This is a genomic window from Azospirillum sp. INR13 (genome assembly GCF_015390205.1).
Taxonomy (GTDB): domain Bacteria; phylum Pseudomonadota; class Alphaproteobacteria; order Azospirillales; family Azospirillaceae; genus Azospirillum.
In genome coordinates this window covers 117,047-143,577 of sequence record NZ_VUOI01000049.1, presented here as the reverse complement: position 1 = coordinate 143,577, position 26,531 = coordinate 117,047, and the positions used below count along the sequence as shown (strand labels likewise).

Below are 26,531 nucleotides of genomic sequence, written 5' to 3'. Positions count from 1 at the left end.
TGCTGTTGGCAGCCGAAGACAGGAGTTTCATCATATGGCCACTGTGCGATTGATGCGAAACGGCACGATCATCATCGCCGAGCACCGTGAACCAGATCGGATCATGGACGCCACAGACCACCTCGCTCTACTGGGGCATGTCCGCTCATTGCCGGAATTCGAGCCCGGTCTGACCGTAGCCGAACTCATGCGATGCCTCAGGCCTTGGGCTGAGGTGCTGTCGCGCATGGGCTGGTGCGACTTCGACGCCTGGGACCGCGCGTTGGCCCCGCCCCACCTCAGACTGGTTGGCGACACCGATGGCAAACCTACGGCTCAAGACGAGCCACCGGTTGCGGAGATGGTCATCACTCCAACCATCACGGCCACTGCAGAGCGCACCGGACAATGGGCACTCGACATCGCCTGGGAAACTCTGGGAGTTTTCGCCTGGCCCAGAGTGGATGATCACACTGGTCATCAGGACCTCTACTGCTCGCTGTCGTTCTCCCCACCGGCTGAATGGGCGCACCTGCCGATCCGCATCGAACACCACGCCAAAATCAGCAACATGGATTTCGCCGGCACAGGTCGACGGCTCCTCACCGACGCCGTCGCATCGACCAAGCACGCGCCTTCGACGATCGAGGTCTTTCCTTCTTTCCTGGATGCCATCGTCCTCGGTTTTCTCGACGACATCAGCTTCCATGGCAGTCCGGAAGAGACATTGGAAGTGCGGGAAGAGGTCTTCGAATTGGCTGAAGGTGTTCGGAACGAGCTGGGGGTCGAGCCTAACCGCGATCCGGAGCAGCACGTTGACTGATACCGACATCGGTGCCGACACTCATTGAAGCTATTTTATAAGCTGGACTTTGGCCATTATGAAGCGGGCATAGAACACGGGAAGCCTTGAGGTCCTGCGGTGTACGTGGGTTTTCTCAATATGCAACCAGCTCCGTGACAGGTCGAAATTGCTCTGCAACCTTAACGCTGACGTACACTCGACAGCACTTCAGCATGATATCCGCCATCTGGCGGTATCTCGCACCGTCAGCGTAGGGTTTGAATATTGGCCAAAGTCCAGCTCAGAGGTTGGTTCATGATCCTTCCTTGGGAAGGAAAGAAGTTACCTGCTGCAATTGGTATGGCTTCAACAGTGAGAATGTTGCCTTATCCAATGTAGACATCACCGAATTCCAGGTTCGGGTGTTGGCTCCTTCCCCCTTGGCCCTGACAATGAATGCACGGCTGTGCGAATAGCCCATCACAGCATCAAGAAGCCACTCGTACAGTTTGGTCTGGAGGAAACCATCCTGGATGATCGGGCAATGCTCCCGTAAGACCTGACGGTCAAACTTGTCTCTCGGATGCCGTGCTTCTGGAGACTCGAGTTTTGCCTCGACAGCAATGGCATGTTCCGGAGAGAGGTGGATTACAAGATCGGGCCGCGCGTGGAACGACGCCTTGAGCAAATACACAGAGCGGATGTCACTATCTTGACCGCCTGCATCGCGAATGCTTGGCCCATAGCACTCGACCCGCCAATCGCCAGGATAGATGTATCCGCCGGGAGATCCACGTCCAGCGAAGTGCAAGTTGAAGTGGCTGATGGAGAGTGATTGAGCCCACTCAATAACGCTTGAACTCATGCTAAGTCGGGTGAAGGCAGAGATCAGAAAGGAACGGCCAAGAGCAGTTGGTTGGGTTTTGCTCTTTCCTTCCTGGCGAGCCAAGGACATCCAGTGGTCACGCAAAAACGCGTATTCGGGATAGATCGCAGTCTCAGCCCAATTGATGGGCCAGTTGATGCCGAAATGATCGAGGAAAAGCCTCAGGTTGTCTCCCTGATGAAGCAGGTAGTAGAGCGTTGCCACCAGAGCCGCTTCCGAACGGTTTGTAGTCCCATAGGGAAGGGCTGAGAGCGGTGTCTGATTGGGCATTTCCGTCGGCCGAGTGATTAAAGGCTGTTTGGCAGGAGGGTAGCCAGACTAGGCGGCAAACCCATCAGGCGCGCGTTGAAACCGCGCCAGAGACGAGGGTCCAGATCGATGCGCTCGGCGACCCAGATGATCAAAGCCCTCGCGTCCTCGTGGGTGATCCGGGCCCATTCACCGCGGATGAGAAGGTCGTTTCCGGCAAGAACGCCCAGCACAACATTCTCGACGGCCTGGCGGACAGAGGCGGTGAATTCGGCCTCGATCTTGCGGGCGCACCAATCGCGGTGCTCGGCGATGCGGACGTGTGGCTGGTCCGAATACCCGACCTTAGTGATCTCCTCGCCGTCCACGACGACCGTCAGCGCATAGACGGTCGGCTCGCTCGCCCAGTAGCGCGACGGATACCGACGGGAGCCGGGGACGGTGTCATCCTCCCCAGCCCGGTCGAGCGCCCTGATCGCGTCGGCGAAGGTCAGGTCGAACCAACCGCCGCCGTCGCCGTGCTCGCGCGCCGTCGGACGCAGACGCAGACGATTCAACCGCTCCCAGATGGCCCTGGCCCGCACGACCGCCGCCTCGGTGTCAATGGCGTGCATCAGATCCAGCACCTCGTGGTTGCTCGTCTGAATCTGACCGATGCGCCGGCGAGGGTCCGACGAGTAGCCGATGTAGACCGGGCCGTAGCGGTGCGCCGCCAGGGCGAACAGCGTTGTCATCGCGGCACGCAATTGTACTCGAAGTGCTTTGTGACGGTCCCGGTGACGTAGACGTAGACCAGGCGCCCGGTTGACCGTTCAAGCGAGATGGCGACTGGAACCCGCATCCGCATTGCGCTGACGCTCACCCACTCAGGATCGATGAGAACCTCCGCGCTGTCGGCGGAGTATTGGTCGCCGGGCGCGTATTTCCAACCATCGTTCGCGCGCGACATCCAGAGGTCTGCCCGGTTTCGGCCGCTGTCGGCGACGAAGGTGTCGACCGATGCCTCGCGCTCGTGATCGCCGGCAACGAAGCGGCAGGAATAGCGCAGCACATCGGCACGGGCTTCGGCGGCGGTCAAGGTGAGGAGGACAGCGAGAAGGACGAGGCGCATGATATTCCTGATCGTGTCGTAGGCAGCGAGGCTCAGATTTCGTCGCAAATCGGGCAGACCGGCTGCCAGTCCTCCATCCATTGCCGCATGGCGGCCAGGGCAGCGCGGAACGCGGCGACCTTCTTTTCTGACGCCGCGGACTGGTATTCGTAGCGCAGGGCCGGCATGCCCGAGAGGTCTCGCGCCGTCGCGATCACCCGGCCGATCGGCTCGGGCATCTCCGGCGCCATGTCCTGCACCTCGGATCGGGCGTAGCCGTGGACCCGCTCCAGGTGGTCCAACCGGGCACGCGCGATCTTGCGGTGGGCGAAACGGGCTTCGATGTAGGCCGACAAAACCTCGACGACCTGCTCGCTGCGAAAGTTCAACTCCGCGCCTGAGAACCGCAGGAAGTCTAATCCGGTCTGCTTCCGAATGGCCGCCTCCCGCGTCCGGTCGTCGCGCAGTCCTCCGGCTTGCGGGCCGTGAAATTCGCTGCCATCGCATTCGACCGCAAGGAGATCAAAGTCGTTGAAGGCGTCCAGCGTCGTCATCACACGGTCGGTCGCGGCCACAAGGAAGTCCATGCGGTACCCGCCGACTGCCACCTGCGGAAACACCACAAGACGGGCGCGGGAGAACGCTTCCGGGTGGTCTCGCAGGGTGGCCTTGGCCTCGCTCCAAGTGTTCACCGCGCAGAACTGGGCTCGAACACCAAGGTCGAGACCACCTTCGAGAAGGTCCAGCATAAGGCGCTCGATGGGCGATTCCGGCGGCTTGATCTCGATGATCGCGTAACCAGGGAGCAGGCGGGGTTCGGGCGACATCAGGACCTCACGACGGACCAACCGGCCAGCACGATACTCCGTCCCGCTGGGGTTGCAAACACCGGAGGAATGATTCCCTTTGAGGTTCCGCTCCTAGTTGACTGAACACCGCGGCCAGCCTTCTCGTCCGTGGCTGGGCGACCAACCGCGATCTATCCTGGACCCGTGTGCGAATTTCGGTGGCGAACTCCCGGCGCCGATTCACCTGAGCTGGACTTTGGCCAATATTCAAACCCTACGCTGACGGTGCGAGATACCGCCAGATAGCGGATATCACGCTGAAGTGCTGTCGAGTGTACGTCAGCGTTAAGGTTGCAGAGCAATTTCGACCTGTCACGGAGCTGGTTGCATATTGAGAAAACCCACGTACACCGCAGGACCTCAAGGCTTCCCGTGCTCCATGCCCGCTTCATAATGGCCAAAGTCCAGATAAGGAGATTCGCAGAAATAACTGCGTCAAGTGTCCTCCCCATTCTGCGAGTATCCCGATGCCTCCGACCGAGGCAGTTGGAGCATCTATTTCTGCATCTGTCCTAAGTCATCTTCGTCACCTCCGACACCACCCCGCCCCTGCTTCTCCGCCAGCTGCGCCATAGCGCCGGCGCCGGCGGCGATGCGCTCACCGTAGCGGGCGGGCATGGTGGGAGAGGTCCAGTCGCCGGCTTGTTGGATAGCGGGGAGGCCGAACCCGGCGGCCACCAGGTCCTGGGCAGCGCCAACCCGCAGGCTGTGGCCCGACACCGCCCCCTCCCCTGGCACGCCAGTGCCCTCCAGCCCCACAGCCTTGGCTCGCTCTTTGAAGATCTCGCCCACCCGCTTGCCAGGGTCCGGCCCCGACACCGCCAAGGGTCCCAGCACAACGTCCGTCCCGCGGGTCAGCCGGTCGGTGCCGATCTGCAGCCAGAGGACAGCGCGACAACATTCCAAACGGGACTGCCTGCGCTCCAGCTTCTCACGCCGGGCCCCATCTCCACGGCTGCAGCGCCGGATCAGCTGCTCTCCCTCTGCCAAGGCCTCGTCGAGCAGGAGGGCGCGCAGACGAAGCCACCGCTGCAGCAGGGTCATGGTGTCAGGCCCCAGCCAGCACCAACGGCCCTGCCCACCCTGGTCAGTCTTCGACCGGGACACGAATAGCCGGCCGCTGCCGTCGCGTTCAGCCTGGACATCGGCGACCGTCAGCCGCACCAACTCGGCCCGACGGCGCAGCGTGTCGTAGCCGACGGCGATCAGCGCCGCATCACGCACCGCCTGTGGCCCCTCTTCACGATTGAGAGCCGCGAGAATCTCCTGCACGTCCTCGCGGCGAAGCCCGACCGCCTGGGCGGGGCGCCGACCGAGGCGGCCAGCGAACCCCTTCATCTCCAGCCGCACCAGCCGGTCCTTGCAAGGATCCGGCAGGCCGGCCGCCTCATGCAGAGTTGCGATGGTGGACTTCCGCCTTGCCACCGTTCCATAGGCGGCCGGCTGCCCGTCGCGGCCGCCGTTCTTGGAGAGCGCCGTCAGGTAGGCGATTACCGTCTCCGGCACCGCAGGGACCGCAACGCGGCCGTTGAACCCGCACCAGCGAATGTAATGGCGGGCATCGGCCCACAGGGCGCGAACGGTGTTGGCCGGCGCGTTGCGCTGAAGCGCCCGCCACCAGGGCACCAAGCGCCGTGCGATTGCGAGAGCGATCGGCGCGTGCGGCAGGATCACGCCGTCGAGGGCGAGAGCGCGATCGAGAGGATTGTCGTCTCTGGACCCAGTTACGACCGGGAGGAGCGGCTGGGAGGTCATGGATCACGCGGTCAGAGGGTTAGGGACGGTTGCCGACTGGTCCGGACTTTTCGCATGAACTGCCAGCATTTTGCATGAACCGGCTTACGGAACGGTGGACGGGGGAGGCTGTTGATATGCGATCAGGATTTCCGCTGGTCCTCCGTCAGTAAAGGCTATTTCGTCCACCAACACCGGCTTTTCGCATCAACTGTCTGTCACCGACGACGATAGCCGCCCTCCCCTGCTGGCGATAGCGCAAATTATCACCAGAATGCAATCGCATCGCATGGTAAAGCCAAAGATGTTTAGTTAAACATGCTATATGAAATAACTCGTTGATTTCTATTCAATAACGCTACCACCTTCTCCTGAGACTATTTCAACAACGAACGCCAGCAGTACCCTCTCACGTCTCGCGGCTGTCCGGTGCCATCAACAGAATACGTTGGGCAAGGGGTGTATCGGGATGGCTCAGCATTGCCGCAGCATCCCCGCTGTTCCAGCAGCGCAGCCCCTGGAGCTTCTCCACACAGGCGGTCGCCGCTTTCCGCGTCAGGAACTCGCGAGGCAGACGTTGTCCAGTCAACAGATGCGTGATCACCCAGACCGCAACCTTATCATCGGCCACTCGTTGGTCGATCCCGAAGGCGCCGCACACTTCGCCGGAAAGTGTGATGGTTATTATGCAGTCACCTCCTGCGGGATCGGCGGCGACTGCCTCGTAGGTCGCTGATGTCCACTGCCCGTTCCCAACAAGATCAGCGTTGCGCCCAACTACCATCGGGGGTTCGATCATCGTGCTTTCGGGGGCGGTCGGCTCGGGGCGTGCGGTCGCCCGAGGGCTTGGCGGCTCCGACTTACGGCGGGTGTTGCGTTTGGACAATGACGCCTCCGAGGGCCAACGCACGATCGCCCGCACGGCTGACAGAGCATCCTCATTGCGCTGGAGCGGGAAGTACCGCCGCAGTTCGGCCACCGCAGCCCACTCGCCCCCGGCTTCAAACGCCTGACAGATGGCAGACCGCTCGTCCTCGCTTACGACAAACATTGCCTCTCCTTACCGCCTGGAGGCCGCTTGTGCCCTGAGCCCCCTCCAGCTTACAGCGATTTAGGGCAATCTGGGCGTTGTCATCAACTGGCTAATGGGCTGATCTTGGCGGGCTTCCGGACATCTTTACGGCCGAAATGCCGACGTTCTCAGCGCCTTCTGGTGTCGGCACGCAGCCAGGGGGACAGCGGCGCCGGAGCGCCATCTGGTATTCGAAGCCAGCACTGACCGTCGTCGATGCCCTGCGCCAACGTGAGCCGCGCTCCCTGTGCGTTAAGCTGCGGAGCCACTTCCACCGGCAGCTCGTTGCGTTCAGAGTCTGGTTGTACACTGCGCAGGCGTCCCAGCCTGTGAGCCTTGGCCAGTTCAGATCGCTGTGCAGCGTAGTTGGGGGCGGTCATCGGGTAGTCCCCCGACAAACCCCCTTTGGCCCTGTACTCATCAGGCGTCAGATCGTGTTCTCTCCCCAGGTGCCGCTTGAGTATCCGGTTGCGCTTACTGCATTCCAGGCAAGTGATTGCATCCGGACCGACTTTGGGCTCTGTTGCAAACTCTTCCTGTAGTAGGCGCGTGATGATGACGACCGGCATCATTTTCGGAGGCTACGCGGCCTGGAGTTCGAGCTGCTGGTTGACGAGCTGAACGGCTTCGGCGAGCACGCAGGGGCCGACGTTGAAGGCGCGCTCGACAAGGCGTGCCTCGCCGTGTATGTCGCGGGTCAGGTTGAAGGCGGCCGCCTGCCCTTTGCGGAGCGCACGCATCACCTCGAACCCCTTGATCGTCGCATAAGCCGTCTTCAGGGTCTTGAAGCCCCGCACCGGCCGAATCAGCTGCTTCAACTTGCCGTGGTCGGCCTCGACGACATTGTTCAGGTACTTGACCTGCCGATGTTCCGTCTCCTCGGGACATTTGCCCTCGGCCTTCAGCTCCGCCAGGGCTGGCCCATAGGTGGGCGCCTTGTCGGTGTTGATGACCATCGGCTTCTCCCAAACCTTCAGGCCGTTCAGCGCCTTGCCGAGGAAACGCTTGGCGGCCGCGGTATTCCGCGTGGGCGATAGGTAGAAGTCGATGGTGTTGCCATGCTTGTCGACGGCCCGGTACAGGTAGGCCCACTTGCCACCGACCTTCACATAGGTTTCATCGACCCGCCAACTGGTCGATCGTGGGCAGCGCCACTGCCAGCGCAGCCGTTTCTCGATCTCGGGGGCATACTTCTGGACCCAACGATAGATGGTGGTGTGGTCGACCGTGACGCCGCGCTCGGCCATCATCTGCTCGAGGTCACGGTAGCTGATCCCGTACCGGCAGTACCAGCGAACGGCCCACAGCACGATCTCGCCCTCGAAATGGCGACCCTTGAAGTCCGACACGGTTTGGCTCCCTCCAACGTCCAGCCATTCCGCCGCGTGCCGGCCAACTTTGCAACAGAGCCTCCCAAACGCCCTTGCCGGAACCCGGCCAACTGGTGTTCCGCGCTTACGAAACAATGCGGCCTCGGCTCCGTTTAGCTGTCTTGCGGTGTGCATCGCCTCGCCGAGGTGGGCATTGCCGGCGGGAGGCCGTCAGCGTGGGCTGGAAAAATCCCAGAAGCCACGTAACGATCGCACTCGGTGCGGCTGTGATGGCCGCTCCGCTGCTCGGCTACGAGGTTCTCTCCCTGACCACACTGCGCCAGGAGCGTGAACAGGAATTGGAGGCGGAGGCCGGACGTCTCCTTGTGCTGGTGGACACCGAACAGCGAAAATCCGTGGAGGACATCCGCCACATTTTCGCGACCCTGCAGGCGACCGGGGTCCCCCACCTGCCGCCTGCCGATTGCCGGAGCATCATGGAAAAGCTCAGGCCTTCATACCCAAACCACCTCGAAATTCAGCTTGCCGATAAGACTGGCCGGGTGTGGTGCGCAACACAGCCCGGATCGGTTGGGACCGACATCGGCGATCTGCCGAGTTTCCGGGAGGCGCTGCAGAACGACCGGGTTGTCGTCGGCGAACCTGGCCCGATCCGGGCGACACCGACCGCCCAAGGGCGCACGATCCTGCCGTACAGGCAACGCTATCAAGGGGCGAACGGACAACCCGACGGCACGATGACCGCTTTGATCGACTTGGACTGGCTGAAGGACTATGTCGTCAAGCTGCCCTGGCCGCCATACGCCGTGGTCACGATCGTGCATCCGGACGGACAGATCCTCGCACAGGCGCCGATGGACAAGGGGCTTGTCCTCGGCACCAGGCTTCCGGACCGGCTGCGCTACACCTTGTCGGGGTCTGCACCCGGCTTCGGGCAATCTCCCGGTCTCGACGGGGTGGAACGGCGCTTCGCCTTCCTGCCGCCGAAGGCAACCGATGCTGGGCTGATGCTGGCGGTGGCCATCGCCCCCGGTGAAGCGTTGCAGCCCATCGACCGGTCGGCCGCCAGTTCCCTTGCAGCGTTCGTGCTGCTGCTTGCATTGGTGTTCGCCGGCGGCGCGTACGGGACGTCGCGACTCGCCACCGCCAGGCGCCAGGAGGCCGCCGCAGCCGCCCGGATGTCGTCCGTTCTGGAGAGCACGTCGGACGCAGTGATGGAAATCGAAAGCGATTGGACGGTCTCCTACCTGAATCCCCAGGCATGGGACCTCCTGAGCCTGGAGCGTGACGTCACCGGAGATCATGCGCAGGCCGCGTTCGACTGTCTCGCCGGCTCCGACCTCGAAGCCTGCCTCAAGACCGTCATGGATCGTCGCGTAGAGGTTGAGTTCGAGTTCCTCTACCAACGGACCGGACGATGGTTCGCGCTGCGGGTGTTCCCGTCGCGCAAGGGTGTGGCCATCTATTTCCGTGACATCACCCAGCAAAGGGCGGCGGACGGTGAACGCCGTGCCTTGGCTGGAGAGCTGGAGCGGGAGAGGTTTCTGCTGCGGGCGATCAGCGACAGCCTGCCCATCGGGTTGCTGATCGTCGAGGCGCCGTCGGGGCGCCTCCTCATGCACAATCCTGCAGCCGAGCAGCTGATCGGACACAGCATCATGGCTACGTCCGGTGTTGCGGATTACAGCGCCTATGGCGGCGTCCAGGCCGACGGTACGCCGTTGCCCGCCGATGAGTACCCTCCCGCCCGAGTGCTGCGGGGAGAGGTGGTGTCACAGGAAGAGATGCATTACCGCCGGGGTGACGGCTCGGTAACCACGATTCTTGTCGAGGCGGTGCCCGTGCATGGAACCAACGGCAGGGTGGACCTCGTCGTGGTCGCCTTCCATGACATCTCGCGGCGAAAAGCCATGGAAGAGGCGTTGCGGCAAAGCGAACGGACCTTGAGCGCCGCCCTGGCCTCGGCCAGGGCGGGGACCTGGACATGGGACATCCGATCCGGGGAAATCAATTGGTCGCCGGGCAACTACCTGATCCATGGCATACAGCCCGGCGACGGACATGCCCGCTTTTCGCAGTGGGTGGCTGCGCTTCATCCGGAGGACCGGAGCGAAGCGAAAAGGAAGGTCAGGAGGACGTTGGCATCGCGGCAGACCGCTTACAACATCGAATATCGGGTCCTGCTGCCGGATGGCGGCATTCGGTGGGTCGCCGGCATCGGCAAGGCCGAGTATGACGAAACCGGCCGGCCGCTGCGAATGTCGGGCCTCACGGTGGATATCACCGACCGCAAAACTTTCGAAGTCGCGCTGAGGACAGCGAAGGAGGAGTCCGATCGGGCGAACAGGGCGAAGGCTCGCTTTCTGGCGGCGGCCAGCCACGACCTGCGCCAGCCACTCCAGTCGATGGCTTTGTTCGGCGGCGCGTTGCACGCCCATGTGAAGGATGGCCGCGGAACGGAGATGCTGCTCATGCTGGAGCGCGGAACCGAGACGATGAAGGCACTCCTCGACAGCCTGCTCGACGTCTCCCGCCTCGACGCCGAGGTGGTCAAGCCGCAGGTGTCGAGCTTCGATCTCGACGCGCTCATCCAGGAAATCACCGACTCCTACCGGCCGCTCGCCGCCACCAAGGGGCTGTCCGTTTCTTCCGACGGCTCATGCTGCGGCGTGGCCGTCCGCAGCGACCGCACCATGCTTGGGCGGATCATCCGCAACCTCGTCGAGAACGCGGTTCGTTACACCGAGCAGGGAGGGATCACGGTTTCCTGCCGGATCGAGCGGGAAAGCGCATGGATCGACGTCGCAGACACCGGTATCGGCATCCCTCACGACCAGATCGCCATGATTTTCGACGAGTTCCACCAAATTGGCAATCCCGAGCGGGACCGCAGCCGCGGTCTCGGCCTGGGATTGTCGATCGTGCAGCGCCTGTCCCGGATCCTTGCCCATGAGGTCCGCGTGCACTCGAGGCTTGGAGAAGGATCGGTTTTCTCCGTCGAGGCCCCGATCGACCTCAATGCGGATGTGCGGCAGGCCGTGAGCGCGCACAACGAGACAGCCCGTCCGATCGGCCGCGGGCGACTTGCGCTTCTGATCGATGACGACACCATCGTCCTGATGTCGCTGCGGACACTGCTGGAGGAATGGGGGTATGACACGCTGATTTCCGGCTCCCCCGAGCAGGCCATGGCCATTGTCGCCGAGGCTGACCGCCGGCCGGACGTGGTTGTCGCCGACTATCGTCTTCGGGCTGGCCGGAATGGGTGCGAGGCGATCAGGGAGGTTCGCAACCAGCTGGGATTGGAGATTCCGGGTGTTATCCTGACCGGCGAGACCGGAGCGGAGTGTGCGCGTGACGTTGCCCAGTATGGGCTGGGAATAATCCACAAGCCGGTCATGCCGGGCCAATTGTGGGCGGCCCTGGAACGGCTGCTCGGCTCCACACGCCAGGACACCAGGCTGTGATGGTGTGCCGATCGGCTTGGACGTGGCGTTCATCCACGCATCCAGTGCTGCGGCGGACGGTTCATCACCGTTGGCGCACAGGGGTTTTGCCAGGAGTTTGGATTGTCCCGGAAGGTCGCAAGGACGATGATCCGGACGGAAGCCACGGAGTTCCGCGACACGCGCACGACGCAGCCTTTGCCGAAGATCGGCCCCTGGCGTGAAGAGCTCGACGCTCTGTTGCTGGCCAATGAGGGCAAGTCGCCACGGGAGCGCCTGGCGCTGGTCCGGCTGTTCGAGATGCTACGATCCGGTGGATATGAGGGCGGCTACGACGCGGTCCGCCGCTACGCCCGGGTTTGCCGGCAGGAGCAGGAGCCCTCCATCACCCAAGCCTACATGCCGTTGAGCTTTGCCCCGGGCGAGGTCACCCAGCTCGACCGGAGCCATGAGGTCGTCCCGATCAACGGAACGACGGTCACGGTGAAGGTGGCCCATGTCCGTCTGTGCCATAGCCCGATGCTGTTCGTACGGGCCTGCCCGCGCGAAAGTCAGGGGATGGTGTTCGACGCCCACGACCGCGCCTGCGCCTTGCCACAGGGAGCCTGTACGCGGGGCCTCTGCGACACCATGAAAACGGCCATCGATACGAGGATCGCCGGTAAGGAGCGCGTCCACAACCGGCGCTTCCCGCAGATGTGCAGCCACCATCCGGTCGATCCGGTCGCCTGCACCCCGGCTTGGGGCTGGGAACTGAAAGAGGTCGAGACCCAGGTCGGCTTGGTCTGCGAGCGCGTCTTCGCGCCGGCTGCGGGTGAAGAACTACGATGAACTCAATGACTTGCCTTGTATTTGGTAAAATGCTTGAACAGAGTGTTCCTGCCGCATCCATCCTGGGAGACCTGAGCGGACCACAGGTGTTAATTTGCAACGATGACTGTCGAGCTCAAACGACACAGCCATCCATTGTTTTATATCTCTGATATGTGCGCCAATAATATCTCCGGAGACCAGGCGCGCTTCTCATACTATAACGCTTTCTTTGCGCTTTCCCCTCTAAAACGGAGAGAGAGGATTTGGAATTCCTTTTGTAAATTCGCCACGACAGACTCGGGATTTTATTACTCTCACGTCAGGGAAATCGTGATCCATGCGTTCGTTCGTTCATTGCACCTGCACCAAGGATGGATTTTCTCTGTATCAGGTGGGGCAAAACTACCCGGTTGAGGCGGATTTTGACGCTCATCGCCAAGTGGGATGCCTGGTCGTCCTGCTCCCCGACGGTCCGATTTGGCTCGGAGACACCGCTGGGATGACGGCGAACGACATCGAGGCCACCGCCGCCGCCGGGGCGATGGTGATGGAGGTCAGCCCGCCCAACAAACTCGTCCTCGCCTGTCAGATGCCCTTTCCGGCCGTATAAGGATCATGCCAGGGATGAGGACAGGCCTCATCCCTGGCAGATGTCCTCACTCCGCCGCCCAGGCAAGCGGAGCAAAGCCCGCACGGTGAGCCATTTGCTCGAGGAGCACGGCCAAGCTTTCCTCTTGTCTGTTGAAGCGGACATGCACCGCTCCGTCGCTCAACGCTTGCACCGTAACGGTGACCGTCGCGGACATGCCGTCCGGTGCCAATCGAGCGGTATCTCCGGGTGTCAATGCGTGCTGCCGAGGCGTCAGCAGTCTGGCTCCGTCCATCGACAGGTCGGCAATGCGGACAGTCAACTGTCCTCGGGCCGCCGCGAGTTGGGCCGGGTGGTCGATGGCATAACGGGGCTGCGCCGGCGATCCGCTTCGGTTGTCGATGTCCGGACGACGCGCACCAACGTTCTGCGCAAAGCCTCGATGCTGTGCGCGACCTCTTCCGAGCCGATGCGGACCTGGGCGGCCTGGGAGCCGGTCTGGGCAGCCTCCTGCGATACGGTGGCGATGCTGGTGGACACCGCCTGAGCGGCCCGGGAGGTTTCGACGACGTTGCGGCTGATCTCCTGGGTGGCCGCGGCCTGCTCCTCCATAGCGGCGGCGATCGCTCCGGTGACCTGATCGATCTCGCCGATCGTGCTGCCGATCTGCTCCACCGCAGTCACCGCTGCGCCGGTCACGGCCTGCACTTCGGCGATGAGGCGCGTGATCTCCTCGGTCGAGCGGGCGGTCTGGGTGGCGAGGGTCTTGACCTCCTGGGCCACGACAGCAAAGCCCTTGCCCGCCTCTCCCGCCCGCGCCGCCTCGATGGTGGCGTTCAGCGCCAGGAGATTGGTCTGGCTGGCGATGTCGTCGATGAGCTTCACGACGTCGCCGATCCGGTTGACGGCGCTGGAGAGCGAGACGATCGTTTCCTGTGTGTGGGTGCCCCCTGCGACGGCACGGCGGGTAACGGTGCTCGAGTGGGCGATCTGAGCGGAGATCTCCCGGATCGAGGCCGCCAGTTCTTCGGTCGCCGACGCCACGGTCTGCGCGTTCATCAGCGCCTGTTCGGCAGCGGTGGAAACGGTGCGGGCGTTCTCGCTGACCCGGTCGGCCGCCGCGGCCATGCGGTCGGCATCCTCGGCCATGCCGCCGGTATGCCTGGCGACCTCCTCCACCGCCTGCCCCGCTTCGCGTTCAACCGTCGACGCCATGGCGAGCATCGCGGCGGCACGCTCCTCATCCGCTTGCCGCTGTCGTTCGCCCCGCTCCTGACTGGAATAATCCAGCTTGGCCTTTACCGCATTGAGCGTCGACCGGATGCGGCTGAATTCGGCGATGCCCGAACCGGGGATAGGAGCCCGCAGGTCGCCGCGGGCGATGGCGTCGAGATGGGCTTCGACAAGGGACAGGGGGTGACGAACCGTCCTCAGGATGACATGGCCGGCAACGACGGCGAACAGCCCCCCGAACAGAAGCAAGCTTAGGGGCACCGCGTCGGTGAGTTCGGCGTGGAAAAGGGGCGGCAGACCCAGACCAGCCATCACGAGCATGAAAAGGACGAAGGTGGCGGTCAGACGGCCGGTGACGCTCCTGGCCCATCGGATCAACGTCGGCCCGATCCCGCGGCTGACGATGTCGCCGTCCAACAGGGCATACGCGTGCGGCGTGCCGGAGCCGAACAGGGCGTAAACCCGCTCCGCCTCCTCAACGGATGCCCGGTCGGGTTTGGAGCGGATGGAAATGAAGCCGGTGATCCGGCCGTCCTCGGTGACCGGCGTGACGTTGGCCTTGACCCAATAATGATCGCCGCTCTTGGTCCGGTTCTTCACCAAACCTTCCCAGGGGCGCCCCTCTTTGATCGTCGCCCACAGATTTGCGAAACGCGTCCTTCGGCATGTGCGGGTGGTGACCACGACGGTCGGATCTATAGAGCGCACCCGCCGTTCCGTTGCCTCCGGCAGCTCGTCGAACCGGGCCTTGCTCCAGAACTCATCTCGGGCTCGGCGCTTGTAGCCCTCAAGATCGAAGTCCTTGGCTTTCACCTGCAACACCTCGATCAGATCGGGCTCTACGACCTCAACTGTGGGGCCGAGAACGCCAAGATCACCAGTCGCGCCCGCCCTCACCTTGTCGACGATGAACTCCGGAGAGCTAAGGCCGGTGGCATGGGCGAGCACATTCGCACCCTCCGTGTACGCGACCACCGGTGCCGCCGTAACGGACAGTTCACGAAAGACCGTTGGATCGATGATCACGTTCGGCAGCGGGTCCATGTCCCGCAGCATTGCGTGAAGCCGGCGGACGCCCTGGCCAAATGTCTCACCTGGCAGAACGCCCCTGAAGACCACCTGCACGTCGTCGCGGCCGGCGACGCTTTGGAAAAGTTCCTTGAGCGCTGCGTCTCCCAGCGCCCAGGATGCCAGGATTTTCACCCGCACCCCCTCGTCACGCGGAGGTTGGCCCGCGACAGGCCCAGTGTCAGGCATGGACATCTGTCGCTCGGCGGCTTCCTTGCCATAGAGCCACGCCGGTGGTGGCTGGGTGACTGCCTGCTGCTTGAGGCGGTACGCTCGTCCAATGATCTGAGCGGCTGGTAATTCACCCCAGTACCGGCTGTCGTAGGAGTCGATGGTCCGCCCCATCACCCAAATCGATCCAGGCGACACCACCAGGTCGCGCACGAAGTCGCCTGCGGGCCGGCCGAGCGTGCGGGCAAGGGCCAGCCCCTCGCCCACCCTGGCTCCGTTGACAGTTACCGCAGCCTCATTGACGGCGATGCGATCACCGGACACACCGTCGATCACCTTCACCATCGTGGTGCCGTTCTTGAAGTAGGGCGCGAGCCCACTCGCCGCGAAAGCGACGAGCTGCCCACGCTCCACACTCCGATCCCAGCGATCGATGAGCACCACCCGCGTATCCGGCAGGCACCGGGAGATTTGCGGGTCGATCCCGATGCGATAGCGGTCAGTAACATAGGCGCCGGCGGCGTAGAGCGCCGCCAGCAGCGCTCCTGCTTTCAGGGCGAAGCGCCCCCACGGCTCCCGCTGGCGTGCGGCGGCGCCTGTCACTCCCTCTTCTCCTGGCTGCCGGGCTGCAGTGCCGGCTGCGACACCGGCTTGGCGCCGGCTGGCATCATCATGGCCTCGTCCGGGGCGGCAAGCACCGACTGGCCATCCAGAACGATGTAACCACCCTCCTGAAGCCGGCGAATATCACCGCGGACGCGACCCATCGCTGTCTCGATGACGTCGTTCGGTTGCCCCTGCAGCGCCGCTGCCATTTTCGTGAAGTCGACGACGATGACGGGAGGACGGGCTGCGATCTCCGCTTCCAGCAGTGCCACCCGATGCCCCATCCCGAGGTAGGCGACACCGACACTCACCACCACGGTGAGCACGAAGCGGAGCATGCCGTCGAGAATGTCCGGCTTGCGGCCCGCATTCTGGCGCGCCGCTGGAGCCGGAGAGGGCACACCGTCAGGTCCGGTGCTGGAGGCAGCCTGTGCGTCAGGCGGCGGAACGGCGGTTTGCACCATTTCTCTCCTCGATGAGCATGTAAACTGCATCCCGAACCGAAACACCCTGCGCGCTCAGGCGCTTAATGGCGTTCACCTCCTCGGCCTTTGTCGAGTAGATCAGCTGGCGGAACGGATCGACGATGAGGCGGTGTGTTGGCCACTACGGTGACGGTCTGCGTGGCCCCAAAGCTCCATCCCATCAGCGTCTTCGCTCGCGCCTCCACCGTGTGCGTACCCTCGCCCAGGCTCATCTTCGAATAGGACCCGGCAGGCCCCGGTCGGCGCGCCGTTCAGATAGTACGCGAGCGATGTGATCCGGTCACTTGGATGGCCCCCCGTAATCGATGGCTTCAACGTTAGGTCCAGAGGGGCTCTGTAGTATGGGTTGGACGGAGACACTGCTAGCGTCATGTTGTAGTTCGGAGCGGCAAGCATGTTCACCGTCGTGGTCACCGTCGACGAATTGCCGCGAGCGTCGGAAACGGACGCAGAGAACGGATAGGCCCCCGGCGTCTCGGTTCGGACAACTCGCATCGTCTGGTTGGCGTCTTCGAGCAATGTGGCGGCCGGCGGTAGCGTCCAGTTGTAAGTCGGGTTGTCCAGCTGCATCGGCCGTCCGATCTGGCGCAGGCGCACCGTCACATCCGCCGGCGCATACTGCGAGCTTCTGGTCGGCTCCAGGCTGAACTCCGGCCAGACGTACTCCCAGACACGCACGCGCTTGTCTTCGCTGCCCAAGGTACCGTCGAACCCGACAATCTCAGCGTGGTAGGTGAGCGTCACCGTGTCAGCCGCCAGGTTCTCCGACGTAGGCCCCCAGGTCAGCAGCGGCCCATCGACACGAGTCCCGTCGGGAAGTGTCCACCACCCACGCAGTTCCACATCCATGTTCCGGTAGGGCAGGCCCATCACGCCGCGGAACGTGCCGGTCTGCGGGTACTCGACACGCGCCGGGCCAACGATGCGGATCATCGGCGGACGAACCGGCACGAAGTTGACGCGCCGCCGCAGTTCACGCCACGCAAACGGGTCGTCGGCAGGCGCGTCCAGCATACGGGCGCGGGCGACCAGAACCATGCGTTCCGGCTCGTTGCGGGTGACGTTGAATTCCAGCTTGCCGGGGTTGAAGGATTTCCCGGCATCCAGCGACCATTCGACCGAGACTTGCTCGTCGGTTACCGGCTCGCCCTTGTGCGTGAGCAGCAGCTTGTAATGACCACTGCCGCCGAGGAAAACGTGCTCGGGGCCGTCCAACTTGCCCTGCGGCACGTCGTAAGCGATGACATGGATCGGGTCTGTCGTGTGTTCCGCACCGGAGAACTTGTTCTGGAGGACCGCACGCACATCGTACTCACCTTTCGGGAACGTGTACGACAGGCGCATTTTGTTGTTCCGCATTGGGGGAACAACGCTCGACGTCGATCCACCATCAGCGCTCACCTGCCAGGTCACGGTGCCCAGCGCAGTAGCATCCAGGCGGTGATCGAGGGCAAGACTAAAGATGGAAGTGAGCGGTGCTTCACCGGTGATCCGGCGTGCCGTCAGGCCGGCGCCGATCGCACCGCCCTTGACGACGGTGAGGTTCAGCGGCCGGATCGCAAATTCGGTGCGCGAGTATTCCGGAACCGGCGACTTGACGCGCGCCTCAGCCGTGAGGCGGACGTAGCCGGTGTCGAAGGTGCCCTCCGGCAGCGTGAACGAAACGTCGCCGTTGTCCGCCGAGACGAATTCGGTCAGCGGCTCGGTCGTCTGATAATCGATGTACTTGACGAGGCGGACCTCCCACACGCCCATCGTCTCGGCATTGTAGCCCGCCTCCTGTTTGTAGACGTCCCGAATGCCCACCGCGACCGGCAGGTCCTGGGTGTCCAACATGAACGTTGTCGGCACCGTAACGACGGGCTTGATGTTGGCATTAGGAACAGCGAGCAGTTCGAACGTACGCTCGGACTTGTTATCGGGCATCTGGGAGTAGCGGGCCTTCACGGTCCAGAGTGTGCGGCTCCACAGCTCCGCCTCTACCGCGTTCAGGCGCCGCTGTATCTCCCTCGTCTCTCCCCAGGGGGAGGCATCGAACTCACCATCCTCGATCACCTCGCCTCCGCGCACGACCGAAACACGGTAGACTGCGTTAGCTCCTTTGATCACGGAGTTGCCGGCGTAGCCGCCGTCACGCGAGACCGCGTAGAGACCGTCTTTTAGAACGGTCAGCATGTCCTCCGTGATAGCCGGCACCGGGGGGCTCAATCACGTTATACGCGAACGATCCTTCTCCAGCCGGGATCTTGGAGCCCAGCGGGGTGATGACATCGACCTTCCACCGCACGTCCTGAGTGCCGGCCTGCTCCAGTGCCCCCTTCAAGTAGGGGCGCACCCAATACTGATCCTGGGACAGCGTGTTGGGCAACGCCGTCCATGTCAGTGCACAGCGCACCACCGCATCGGAGGAACGATACTCTGCTCCCTCATAGCTCCAATACGTGTCGCAGGACGGCCCCGCAGACTGCTTCAACATCACTTCCAACGGTTGGACCAGCCGGTAGGCGCGGTCTGACGAACGCTGCGGCTGGTAGGCGAGAAGATTGCCGATGGGCGTAACTGTGAGCGTCGCCGTACCCGACGCTACGCGCACCTGCACATCGTTGGGATCGACCAAGCTGATCTTGTAGCCGACGTCGTACGCTCCGTGGACCCACATGCGTCCCTCTGCCATGGGCGTCAGCGCGGTTACGGGCTTGAGGTCCGTCGGCAGTGGTTCCCACTCAACGAGGCACTTCGGAGCGGCCAGTGCGTCACTGGATCGCGCGGTCGAACGGCTGGACGTCAGTTCGCATCGGTTTCCAGCGACCGGCTCGACCTTGAGCTTCGCCATGTCAAATGCCTGACGCACGGACCAGGATTCAGCCTTCATGGCAACATGCGGCACCCAGGTGTTCACCCGGAGATCAACGCCAGGGCTGTTCGGAGCGACAGTGGTGATCCAGAGCCGAGCCTGCCCTTCCCGCCCGTCGTCCGCCGCCATCATAGGCAACGAGAGCTTTCCCGACGCGGTGGTAAAATCGTAGGAGCCGATCGGCACACCCACATCGCCGGGATTTATCCTCACGCCGGCAATCACCAGCGAGACATTGGAGTCCTTGTGCATTGAAACGCGCATCTCGTGCGTGCCGCCAAGCGTGACCCCATTTGGGAGTTTCCAGGCCTCGGTGGTCAGCGGATTTAGACGAGCGCCGTTACGGAAGCTGTGTTGAACCCCTGGGATCCAGATTTCGTTGGCGGCCGCTGTCACGACGGGAACGGTGGCTGGCGCGTATGTGATCGTCCACTCCCGGGTGGCCGACGCCCCATTCCCATCTCTCGTCGTCGCAGATAGCTTGTAATCACCCACCCAGGAAGAGGGGAGAGGATTATCGGTGATGATCTTGTAGCCCTCGGCACGGTTGGCGAGGGTCAAGATCACAGGATCACCAGTTACATTGGTTCCCGGTCCGATCACTTTGAACGATGTGCCATCGCCTGCACGATGCTCAATGTGAGGCGCTGTGCCGCCATAACTCTCAGCCATTGCAACGCCGCTGGTGATCAGCGGAACAGCGCCGATAGCCGTCACCACGGCGAGGGCTGTGGACCTCAGCCGGTTGGCGTGTTCATGGACAGTAGCGCCGCAAGACCGTGCCCGCGATATGCACCGTCGCCAGGACTGAGTCCAGTTCCCCCTGCTCGCGGAAATCAACGATTGCACAGCTTCGAATCTCCTTGCCATTCGGCCCACGACCCCAAGAGCAGTTGCAGCCGACACAGCCGCGGCGCAGGTTGTTGATGCCAGCCTGTTGGGGGCGCCGCAGTTGTTGGCGCAGTCCCCCCAGTAGACGGTCCGCGGGTTCACCGCTAGGCAGCGCTTATTGGCAGCTGCCATTGCACTGGATCCGACCATCATTAACGCCACAGCAGATGCTGTTCCCTTCAGAGCAGGACGTTATCCATCCGCCGCGGTACTGCTCGCACGTAGACGGCGTGGCGATCCAATTACCGCAGGAGTCTCCATAGGTGGACTGGCACCAATACCGGGCGCAGGCTTGGCCCATATTTCCAACACAACACCCATGTGTGTTGCAGCTCTGAGAGTCGTTTGGCCGGCTGCCCCAGCCGCAGTTGCCGCCATCGACCGACGCACCGTCTGAGCGTCGGCACCAAACCGACCGCGACTGGCTGCCGCCGCCGCACGAGGCAGAGCAACCGCCCCAGCCTTCCGCCACCCAGGAGTACGAGCAGCCTGAATAGTTGGTGCAGCTCTGAGAGCCGTTTGGCCGGCTGGCCGAGCCGCAGTTGCTGCCATCGACCGAGGTTCCGTCTGAGCGCTCACACCAGACCGAGCGGCTCTGGCTGGAGCCTCCGCAGGCATTGGCACAGGCTCCCCAGTCGCCGCTCCGCCAAGCGTAGGTGCAGGTGGCGTAGCTGGTGCATGCTTCCACCGTTTGCGGTTTCCCAGAACCGCAGAAGCTGTCGGCAACCGTTACGCCATCAGAGCGCTCACACCATACCGACCGTGAGCGGCTGGACGTGCCGCAGGCGTTTTCACAGGCTCCCCATGCAGCCGTCTTCCAGGCAACGGGCAGAAAGCCCGTAGCTGTCCCTGCGAGCGCAACACTGGGCTGGTTGTGGTTCGCGAGCAGGAGCGTGCCGGCATAGCTGCCATTGCGATCAGCGCGTGCTCGGACCGTCACATCGCAGGACGCGCCTGGCCCGAGAGACTGTCCGAGCACGCGTTGCTGACGAATTCGAAACTGCCCGGATTGTCTCCACCGAACAAAGCCACGAGCATGTCCGTGGACTCTTCGGTGGACGTGTTGGTGATCCGGAACGTGGCCGGGGTCGACATGCGCCATTCCCCTTGGGTCTCCCCGGCGACGTTCAACGATGTGGGTGCGCCCGCGATGGACGTGATCGTCAGGTTGGGCAGATCGAAATGCCGCGCTGTGCCCGACAGCGGCACGTCCATCGTGTAGCCGCCGGTGCTCAGGCGCAGTGTCCCGGACAATGGGCCGAACCAGCTGGCGCGCGGCTGCACTGTCACCTGGCAGGTGCTTCCCGCATCGCCCGGTGGCCCGAGCAGGGCACCGGAGCAATTGTCACCAGTGATCGTGAAGTGTTCCGCCCCGGCGCTGATCGTGGCGGCGAGCGGCTTGTCCATGTAGAGACCCAACGCCTCGGCCCGTCCGGCGCTGCGCCCGCCATTCTGCAGCAACACGCTGGTCGCCGCCGCCGGCGCACCATCGACCGAGAGCACCAGATCACGGAAGTCCGTGATGGTGATGGCGCTGCCGCTTACCACCGCGTCCGGCCGCGGCGCGGCGGGGCTGACAACGCTCGGATACGTCCCGCCCTCAGGCCCCGTGGCCTCCCCTGCATTCTTCACCCGCAGCTCAAGCGATGGGCCACTCTGCGCCCAGGAAGCGAGCGGCATGGCAATAATCGAGAGCAGCAGGGCCGCGGTGACTTTTCTCATAGACCCTCTCCAGCATAGCCCGAACCTGCCTGCCGACGGCGGCTACGCGCAGCCTGGAGAGTTCCACAATGCTGCGTCTCTTCGCGCCTCGAAAGGCACTCGAAACCATCATCTTTCTGCAGAGTCGCCGTGTGTCGCGTGAGCGTCCAACTGCAACGGTAGGGCTCCGACAAAACATGGCAAAAGGGCGCTTCCACACCGGAAGCGCCCTTGTTGTCCGTGCAGCTCTGCGCGCCGAGTGTTTCAGATGGGAAGCACCGGAGTGGTCGCGACCACTTCCGAGACTTGCACGGGCAAAGTACCGGTCATGATCGAGTCGATTACGGTGGGGGTGTTGTAAAGACCCATGCCCGAGCCAACTCCGAGGCCCAGCGGCATCAGGCTCTGGCGAGCGACGCCGCCAACCAAGCCGACGACGACCATGGAGCCGGCGATGATGCGGCCGAGCGTTCCTTGGGTCCAATCGGTCAGCGTCAGCCAGATGTCGTCGAACGCCGTGCCGCCTGTGCCAGCGAACACATCGCCCGCGGTAAAGGCGACGATCAGCGCGAGCGCCAGCGCGACCTGCGTGTTGGGGTGAATGCGGTGCTTCATGGTCTTGCTACTTCCCTTGCTTTACGGGGATTGAGGAAACGTGCTCCGACTTGTCCGCAGCTTTTGCCGGCCGGACCGGGGCGCTATCGTGGGCCGGCGGCTTCGCCTTGGGAGCAGTCGCTTCAAGGGGCCGGAAGGCCGACGGGGAACCGGACGCCGCGTCGGGCAGACCGACCTGCCACTTGCGCGGCTCGACCTCGCTAAAGACGAGGCCCGGCATATGCAGATCACCCTTGTTGTCCTGATACGGGGCAATCCAAACACGCATGACGACAGCGGGTGTGCGGATCGGCACACGGCCATCGTCGGTGTAAGCCACGGGCGTCGCGCGGTAGCCAACCGGAGAGCCGCCGAGTGCCGACGGGTCGGACGCTGCCGCTTTCCGCATGGTTTGGACCAACCCGGTCTCCGCCGCGCTTTCCGTGTTGCGCTGGGCCTCCTGGCTTAACGTCAAGCCGTTCACCGCATCGCGGGTATTTGTCAGCTCATAGACCTCCCGGGCGCTCTTGCAGGAGACACCTTGCGGCATTCCCGAGCAGCTGTAATCGCCAGCCCCGATCCCGAGGTTGGAGCACGCGCCAAGGAGGAGCGGCGCCAGGCAGGCGATAACCTTCGAGGAATTTAGGCTCATTTCTCGCAACCTTGTTTCGGGGGCAGTTTGCCGCGTTCTGATTTTTCTCGCGCCGCCGAAAGACAACGACTTTCAACGTCTTTCTCAAACATCAACGTGGCCCATTACCGGCCATACCGCCGGCACCGTTGCCACCAAACCCGAACATCGACCCCAGGAGCCCGGAAGTTCCTCCCGCGGCGCCGGAGCCTTGTTGCCCTTGGCCCGGCAACCGCATGTCCTGGAGCGCCTGCTCCTTCCCCTTCTTCTTGAAGGTCAAGCTGATGCCACGAGTTGCGATGAGGTCGATCTTGCGGCCTGCATCCACCTCGATGATGGGAAAGATGTTGGACGCCATGTCGAGATAGAACTGAGCGATCTTGTCGAGCGCGGACGATGCGCCGCCGAAAGCAGCGGACCGCAGCGATTGCTCACCCGCAAACACGTCAGCATACTGCGACTTGCCCGTGTTGCTGGTTGCCAGGACCGGGACCGGCTTCACATCGAACGCTTTGCTCACACCATCAAGAAAGCCAGCCATCAGCGCGCGGCCGATCACCTGTCCCTGCTTGCTCACCAAGCGCCCGCGGATGCCTGCCTTACCGTCTTCGCCAACGGCATAGGCCGGGAAATTTGCTTCGAGCACCTTCCCTTGCTTAGTGACGCAGCTGATCGTCTCTCCGCGCAAATACGCGCGCTCAGAGGACAGATCACCGAAGCCCGCAGCGAGCAGGAAGCACTCCTTCACGTCCGCCTTCCAGCGGTTCGGCAGGATGGCGTCATGCTTAATGCGCAGGAGGGCGGGAAACGGCTCCTTCCGGGCACTGTTTCCCGTGGGGGCATCCATGCCGGTGATGAGGGTGCCGGAGAAAATGGAGCCGGACGGGAGATAATTCTGAGCAGTTTCCTCCTGCATCTCGTCCACCGGGGTCTCTGGCACCTCCTCAACCACCACGCGGATCTCGGTGGCAGCCCGTGACGCGGGTGCAGCGGCGTTGGTACGCTCGACCTTGCCACCGTCCGCTTGCCCCTGTCCTGTATGTCAATCGGCTTGAGATAGGGACCCTGGATCGGCACGGAAAAGGGACCCCGTGATCTGGCGAGGACTTGTCGTCCAGGTAGTCCATGGAGGGGACCCGCGCGTGCCGCGCAGTGCCCTCATCTGCGACGGAGCGGCACGCGTGGGGAGGCGCTGTGGACCCACCTGGGCGACATCGGGGGGGAAGTCAGGCGCGGTTCTTGAAGCGCCAGCTTTCGTTGCCGGTCTCGAGGATCTCGCAGTGGTGGGTGAGGCGATCGAGCAAGGCGGTGGTCATCTTGGCGTCGCCGAAGACCGACGGCCATTCCCCGAACGCCAGGTTGGTGGTGACGATCACGGAACTGCGCTCGTAAAGCCTGCTGATCAGGTGGAACAGCAGCTGGCCGCCGGATTGGGCGAACGGGAGGTAGCCGAGTTCGTCGAGAACGATGAAATCCATGCGTGCGAGGTGGTCGGCCAAACGGCCCTGCCGGCCAGCCCGGGTTTCGGCTTCCAGGCGGTTGACGAGGTCGACCACGTTGAAGAAGCGCCCCCGGGAGCCGGCCCGGATGCAGGCCCGGGCGATCGCTACGGCGAGATGGGTCTTGCCGGTCCCGGTGCCGCCGACCAGGACGACGTTACGCTGCTGGGCGAGAAAAGCGCCGCCGGCGAGATCGCGCACCAGGGTTTCGTTGACCGGCGTGTCGTCGAAGACGAAATCGTCGATGTCCCTGGCGAGCGGCAGCTTGGCGATGGTGATCTGGTACTTGATCGAGCGCGCCTGTTTTTCGGAGATTTCGGCGGCAAGCAGGTCGCCGACCACCCGTTGCGGCTCGTGCTGGCGCTTGACGGCGGTGGCGATGAGTTCGTCGTAGGCGGCCTTCATGCCGTAGAGCTTGAGTTCGCTCATGGTGGCCAGGATCTCGGAACGCTCCATCACAGGGGTCTCCTCAGGCTGTCGTAGCGGGCGCAATCGGCGGCCGGCTCGTGCCGGAGCCGCAGTGCGTCGGAGGTCATGATCGTGATCGGCGCCGCCGGTTCCCGGCGCCGGGCCAGGATGTTGAGAATGACGGCAGCGGAATGGACGCCCTCGCGCAAGGCCTCGGCGCAGGCCGCCTCGACGGCCGGCAGCCCGTCGCTCAGCACGGCGCCGAGAATGTCCACCATCTGCCGGTCGCCGTCCTCGACGGCGGCGAGCTTGCGCCGAACGCGCTCCAGACCGGCCGGCAGGACCCAATCCTTGAACGGTGCCCCATTGCGCAAGGCCCCCGGTTTGCGCGCCAGGACCGGAACATAGTGCCAGGGATCGAACACCGTTCTGTCGCGCCCGAAGCACCGGGCGTGTTCACCGACAATTCGTCCATCCTGGCGCAGTTCGATCCGCTCGGCATAGGCGCGGATTTCCACCGGACGCCCCACCGCGCCGGCCGCGACCGAATACTTGTTGTTGTCGAAGCGCACCAGACAGGTCTTGGAAACCGAGGCTGGCACGGCATGGAAGCCGTCGAACCGCCCGGCATAGGGAACAAGGCTCGGCCGTTCTGCCTCGAACATCTCCCAGACCGTCCGCTCCCGTATTTCGGGATGGCGATGCGCCTTGGCGTGGGCGACGCAGCGGTCCAGGAGCAAGCCGTTGAGTTCGTCGTAGCTCTTCACCCGCAGCCGGGGAGTGAAGAAGCGCTCGCGGACCAAGCCGACCTGGTTCTCGACCTGTCCCTTTTCCCAGCCCGACGCCGGGGTGCAGGCGACCGGATCGACCAGATAGTGGCTGCACATCTGCAGGAAGCGCCGGTTGTAGACACGCTCCTTGCCGGCGAAGATCGTGTCGACCGCCGTCTTCATGTTGTCGTAGATGCCCCGCGTACAGGCTCCCTTGAAGAAGGCAAAGGCCCTGTCGTGGGCGTCGAACACCATCTCCTGGCTTTCGCGCGGGTAGGCCCGCACGAACAGCATCCGGCTGTGGCACAGGCGGACATGGGCCACCTTCACCGTGACCGTCGTTCCGTTGATCAGGACGACCTCATGGCTCCAATCGAACTGGTAGGCCTCGCCTGGCGCAAAGCTCAACGGCACGTAGGCTTGGGCGACGGAGGGCCCCTGCTCCTGCCGCCAAACCCGGGCATAGCGACGGACAGCGTCGTAGCCGCCTTCATAGCCGCGGGGACCGTAACGTTTCGAACAGCCGGACCAGCGTCAGGCGCTCCCGTGATGCTTTCCCCTCGTTGGCCAGCAACAGAGCATCCAGTTCTTCACGCCAGGGGCCGATCTTCGGCAAAGGCTGGTTCGTGCGCGTGTAGCGGAACTCCGTGGCCTCCGAACGGATCACCTTCCGCACGACCTTCCGGGACAGCCCGAACTCCCGGCAGATTACCTTGATCGGCTTCTGCTGCACGAAGTAGGCACGACGGATCTTCGCGATCGTTTCCACAATCAGCATCCCTCGACAGGCCTCCATGTC

The 26,531-nt window shown here is 63.3% G+C and carries 21 protein-coding genes and 3 pseudogenes; 4 read left to right on the top strand and 20 right to left on the bottom strand.

Annotated elements, in window-relative coordinates; genetic code table 11:
• The first annotated feature begins 34 nt into the window (after nt 1–34).
• Nucleotides 35–802, top strand: coding sequence for a hypothetical protein (locus F1643_RS21450; RefSeq protein ID WP_194915320.1), 768 nt, complete (start codon nt 35–37; stop codon nt 800–802).
• Nucleotides 803–1,076: 274 nt separating this feature from the next.
• Here the strand turns inward: F1643_RS21450 and F1643_RS21445 are convergent, their stop codons facing one another.
• The 8 genes from F1643_RS21445 to F1643_RS21410 all read right to left on the bottom strand — a co-directional run bounded on the left by F1643_RS21445 (nt 1,077) and on the right by F1643_RS21410 (nt 7,991).
• Nucleotides 1,077–1,853: a hypothetical protein gene (locus F1643_RS21445; protein ID WP_194915319.1), complete on the bottom strand. Its 777-nt coding sequence runs from the start codon at nt 1,851–1,853 to the stop codon at nt 1,077–1,079.
• Between the two features lie 83 nt (nt 1,854–1,936).
• A complete protein-coding gene (locus F1643_RS21440; protein ID WP_194915318.1) occupies nt 1,937–2,632 on the bottom strand; it encodes a GIY-YIG nuclease family protein in 696 nt (231 codons plus the stop codon).
• The gene (locus tag F1643_RS21435) at nt 2,629–3,009 is read right to left on the bottom strand and encodes a hypothetical protein (protein ID WP_194915317.1); all 381 of its coding nucleotides are present in this window, start codon (nt 3,007–3,009) and stop codon (nt 2,629–2,631) included. The genes F1643_RS21440 and F1643_RS21435 overlap by 4 nt, the downstream gene beginning before the upstream one ends.
• 32 nt (nt 3,010–3,041) lie before the next feature.
• The gene (locus F1643_RS21430; RefSeq protein WP_194915315.1) at nt 3,042–3,815 is read right to left on the bottom strand and encodes an endonuclease domain-containing protein; all 774 of its coding nucleotides are present in this window, start codon (nt 3,813–3,815) and stop codon (nt 3,042–3,044) included.
• Nucleotides 3,816–4,331: 516 nt separating this feature from the next.
• Entirely contained in the window at nt 4,332–5,462 is a 1,131-nt protein-coding gene (locus F1643_RS21425; RefSeq protein ID WP_194915313.1) for a tyrosine-type recombinase/integrase, read from the bottom strand.
• Nucleotides 5,463–5,979: 517 nt separating this feature from the next.
• A complete protein-coding gene (locus tag F1643_RS21420) occupies nt 5,980–6,621 on the bottom strand; it encodes a hypothetical protein (protein ID WP_194915310.1) in 642 nt (213 codons plus the stop codon).
• 149 nt (nt 6,622–6,770) lie between these two features.
• On the bottom strand, nt 6,771–7,214 hold the full coding sequence (locus tag F1643_RS21415; protein ID WP_206692610.1) for a MucR family transcriptional regulator: 444 nt from the start codon (nt 7,212–7,214) through the stop codon (nt 6,771–6,773).
• 9 nt (nt 7,215–7,223) lie between these two features.
• The gene (locus tag F1643_RS21410) at nt 7,224–7,991 is read right to left on the bottom strand and encodes an IS6 family transposase (protein WP_194915308.1); all 768 of its coding nucleotides are present in this window, start codon (nt 7,989–7,991) and stop codon (nt 7,224–7,226) included.
• A 251-nt stretch (nt 7,992–8,242) separates the two neighbouring features.
• Between F1643_RS21410 and F1643_RS21405 the strand changes: the two genes are divergently transcribed.
• From F1643_RS21405 to F1643_RS21395, 3 genes and pseudogenes are all read left to right on the top strand, one after another.
• Nucleotides 8,243–11,440: an ATP-binding protein gene (locus tag F1643_RS21405; RefSeq protein ID WP_194915306.1), complete on the top strand. Its 3,198-nt coding sequence runs from the start codon at nt 8,243–8,245 to the stop codon at nt 11,438–11,440.
• Nucleotides 11,441–11,530: 90 nt separating this feature from the next.
• A pseudogene (gene istA, locus F1643_RS21400) lies at nt 11,531–12,263 on the top strand (IS21 family transposase); the annotation flags it as partial.
• 306 nt (nt 12,264–12,569) lie between these two features.
• Nucleotides 12,570–12,842 (top strand): hypothetical protein, encoded by a 273-nt coding sequence (locus tag F1643_RS21395; protein ID WP_149223667.1) that lies wholly within the window; start codon nt 12,570–12,572, stop codon nt 12,840–12,842.
• A 46-nt stretch (nt 12,843–12,888) separates the two neighbouring features.
• Here the strand turns inward: F1643_RS21395 and F1643_RS24200 are convergent, their stop codons facing one another.
• From F1643_RS24200 to istA (F1643_RS21340), 12 genes and pseudogenes are all read right to left on the bottom strand, one after another.
• Complete coding sequence (locus F1643_RS24200) at nt 12,889–13,143, bottom strand: hypothetical protein (RefSeq protein ID WP_255543138.1); 255 nt, start codon at nt 13,141–13,143, stop codon at nt 12,889–12,891.
• Nucleotides 13,140–15,896 (bottom strand): TrbC family F-type conjugative pilus assembly protein, encoded by a 2,757-nt coding sequence (locus F1643_RS24195; RefSeq protein ID WP_370540743.1) that lies wholly within the window; start codon nt 15,894–15,896, stop codon nt 13,140–13,142. Before F1643_RS24195 ends, F1643_RS24200 begins: the two co-directional genes overlap by 4 nt.
• Nucleotides 15,893–16,363 carry a hypothetical protein gene (locus F1643_RS21380; RefSeq protein WP_149226237.1) on the bottom strand — a complete coding sequence of 157 codons (471 nt, stop codon included), beginning with the start codon at nt 16,361–16,363 and terminating at the stop codon, nt 15,893–15,895. The genes F1643_RS24195 and F1643_RS21380 overlap by 4 nt, the downstream gene beginning before the upstream one ends.
• A gap of 99 nt (nt 16,364–16,462) precedes the next feature.
• Entirely contained in the window at nt 16,463–18,559 is a 2,097-nt protein-coding gene (locus tag F1643_RS21375) for a hypothetical protein (protein ID WP_194915302.1), read from the bottom strand.
• Nucleotides 18,516–19,958 carry a hypothetical protein gene (locus tag F1643_RS21370; RefSeq protein WP_194915301.1) on the bottom strand — a complete coding sequence of 481 codons (1,443 nt, stop codon included), beginning with the start codon at nt 19,956–19,958 and terminating at the stop codon, nt 18,516–18,518. The genes F1643_RS21375 and F1643_RS21370 overlap by 44 nt, the downstream gene beginning before the upstream one ends.
• A 286-nt stretch (nt 19,959–20,244) precedes the next feature.
• Nucleotides 20,245–21,069, bottom strand: a complete 825-nt coding sequence (locus tag F1643_RS25200) for a thrombospondin type-1 domain-containing protein (RefSeq protein WP_219729654.1) — start codon at nt 21,067–21,069, stop codon at nt 20,245–20,247.
• The gene (locus F1643_RS21365; protein WP_194915300.1) at nt 21,066–21,851 is read right to left on the bottom strand and encodes a hypothetical protein; all 786 of its coding nucleotides are present in this window, start codon (nt 21,849–21,851) and stop codon (nt 21,066–21,068) included. Before F1643_RS21365 ends, F1643_RS25200 begins: the two co-directional genes overlap by 4 nt.
• A gap of 243 nt (nt 21,852–22,094) precedes the next feature.
• Nucleotides 22,095–22,445 (bottom strand): TraA family conjugative transfer protein, encoded by a 351-nt coding sequence (gene traA, locus F1643_RS21360; protein WP_247883952.1) that lies wholly within the window; start codon nt 22,443–22,445, stop codon nt 22,095–22,097.
• Between the two features lie 7 nt (nt 22,446–22,452).
• Complete coding sequence (gene traV / locus F1643_RS21355) at nt 22,453–23,076, bottom strand: type IV conjugative transfer system lipoprotein TraV (RefSeq protein WP_194915299.1); 624 nt, start codon at nt 23,074–23,076, stop codon at nt 22,453–22,455.
• 253 nt (nt 23,077–23,329) lie between these two features.
• Nucleotides 23,330–24,016 (bottom strand): annotated as a pseudogene (locus F1643_RS21350) (TraB/VirB10 family protein); the annotation flags it as partial.
• Between the two features lie 265 nt (nt 24,017–24,281).
• Nucleotides 24,282–25,010: an IS21-like element helper ATPase IstB gene (istB, locus tag F1643_RS21345; protein ID WP_194911088.1), complete on the bottom strand. Its 729-nt coding sequence runs from the start codon at nt 25,008–25,010 to the stop codon at nt 24,282–24,284.
• Nucleotides 25,011–25,018: 8 nt separating this feature from the next.
• Nucleotides 25,019–26,510: pseudogene (istA, locus tag F1643_RS21340) on the bottom strand (IS21 family transposase); the annotation flags it as partial.
• Nucleotides 26,511–26,531 lie beyond the last annotated feature (21 nt).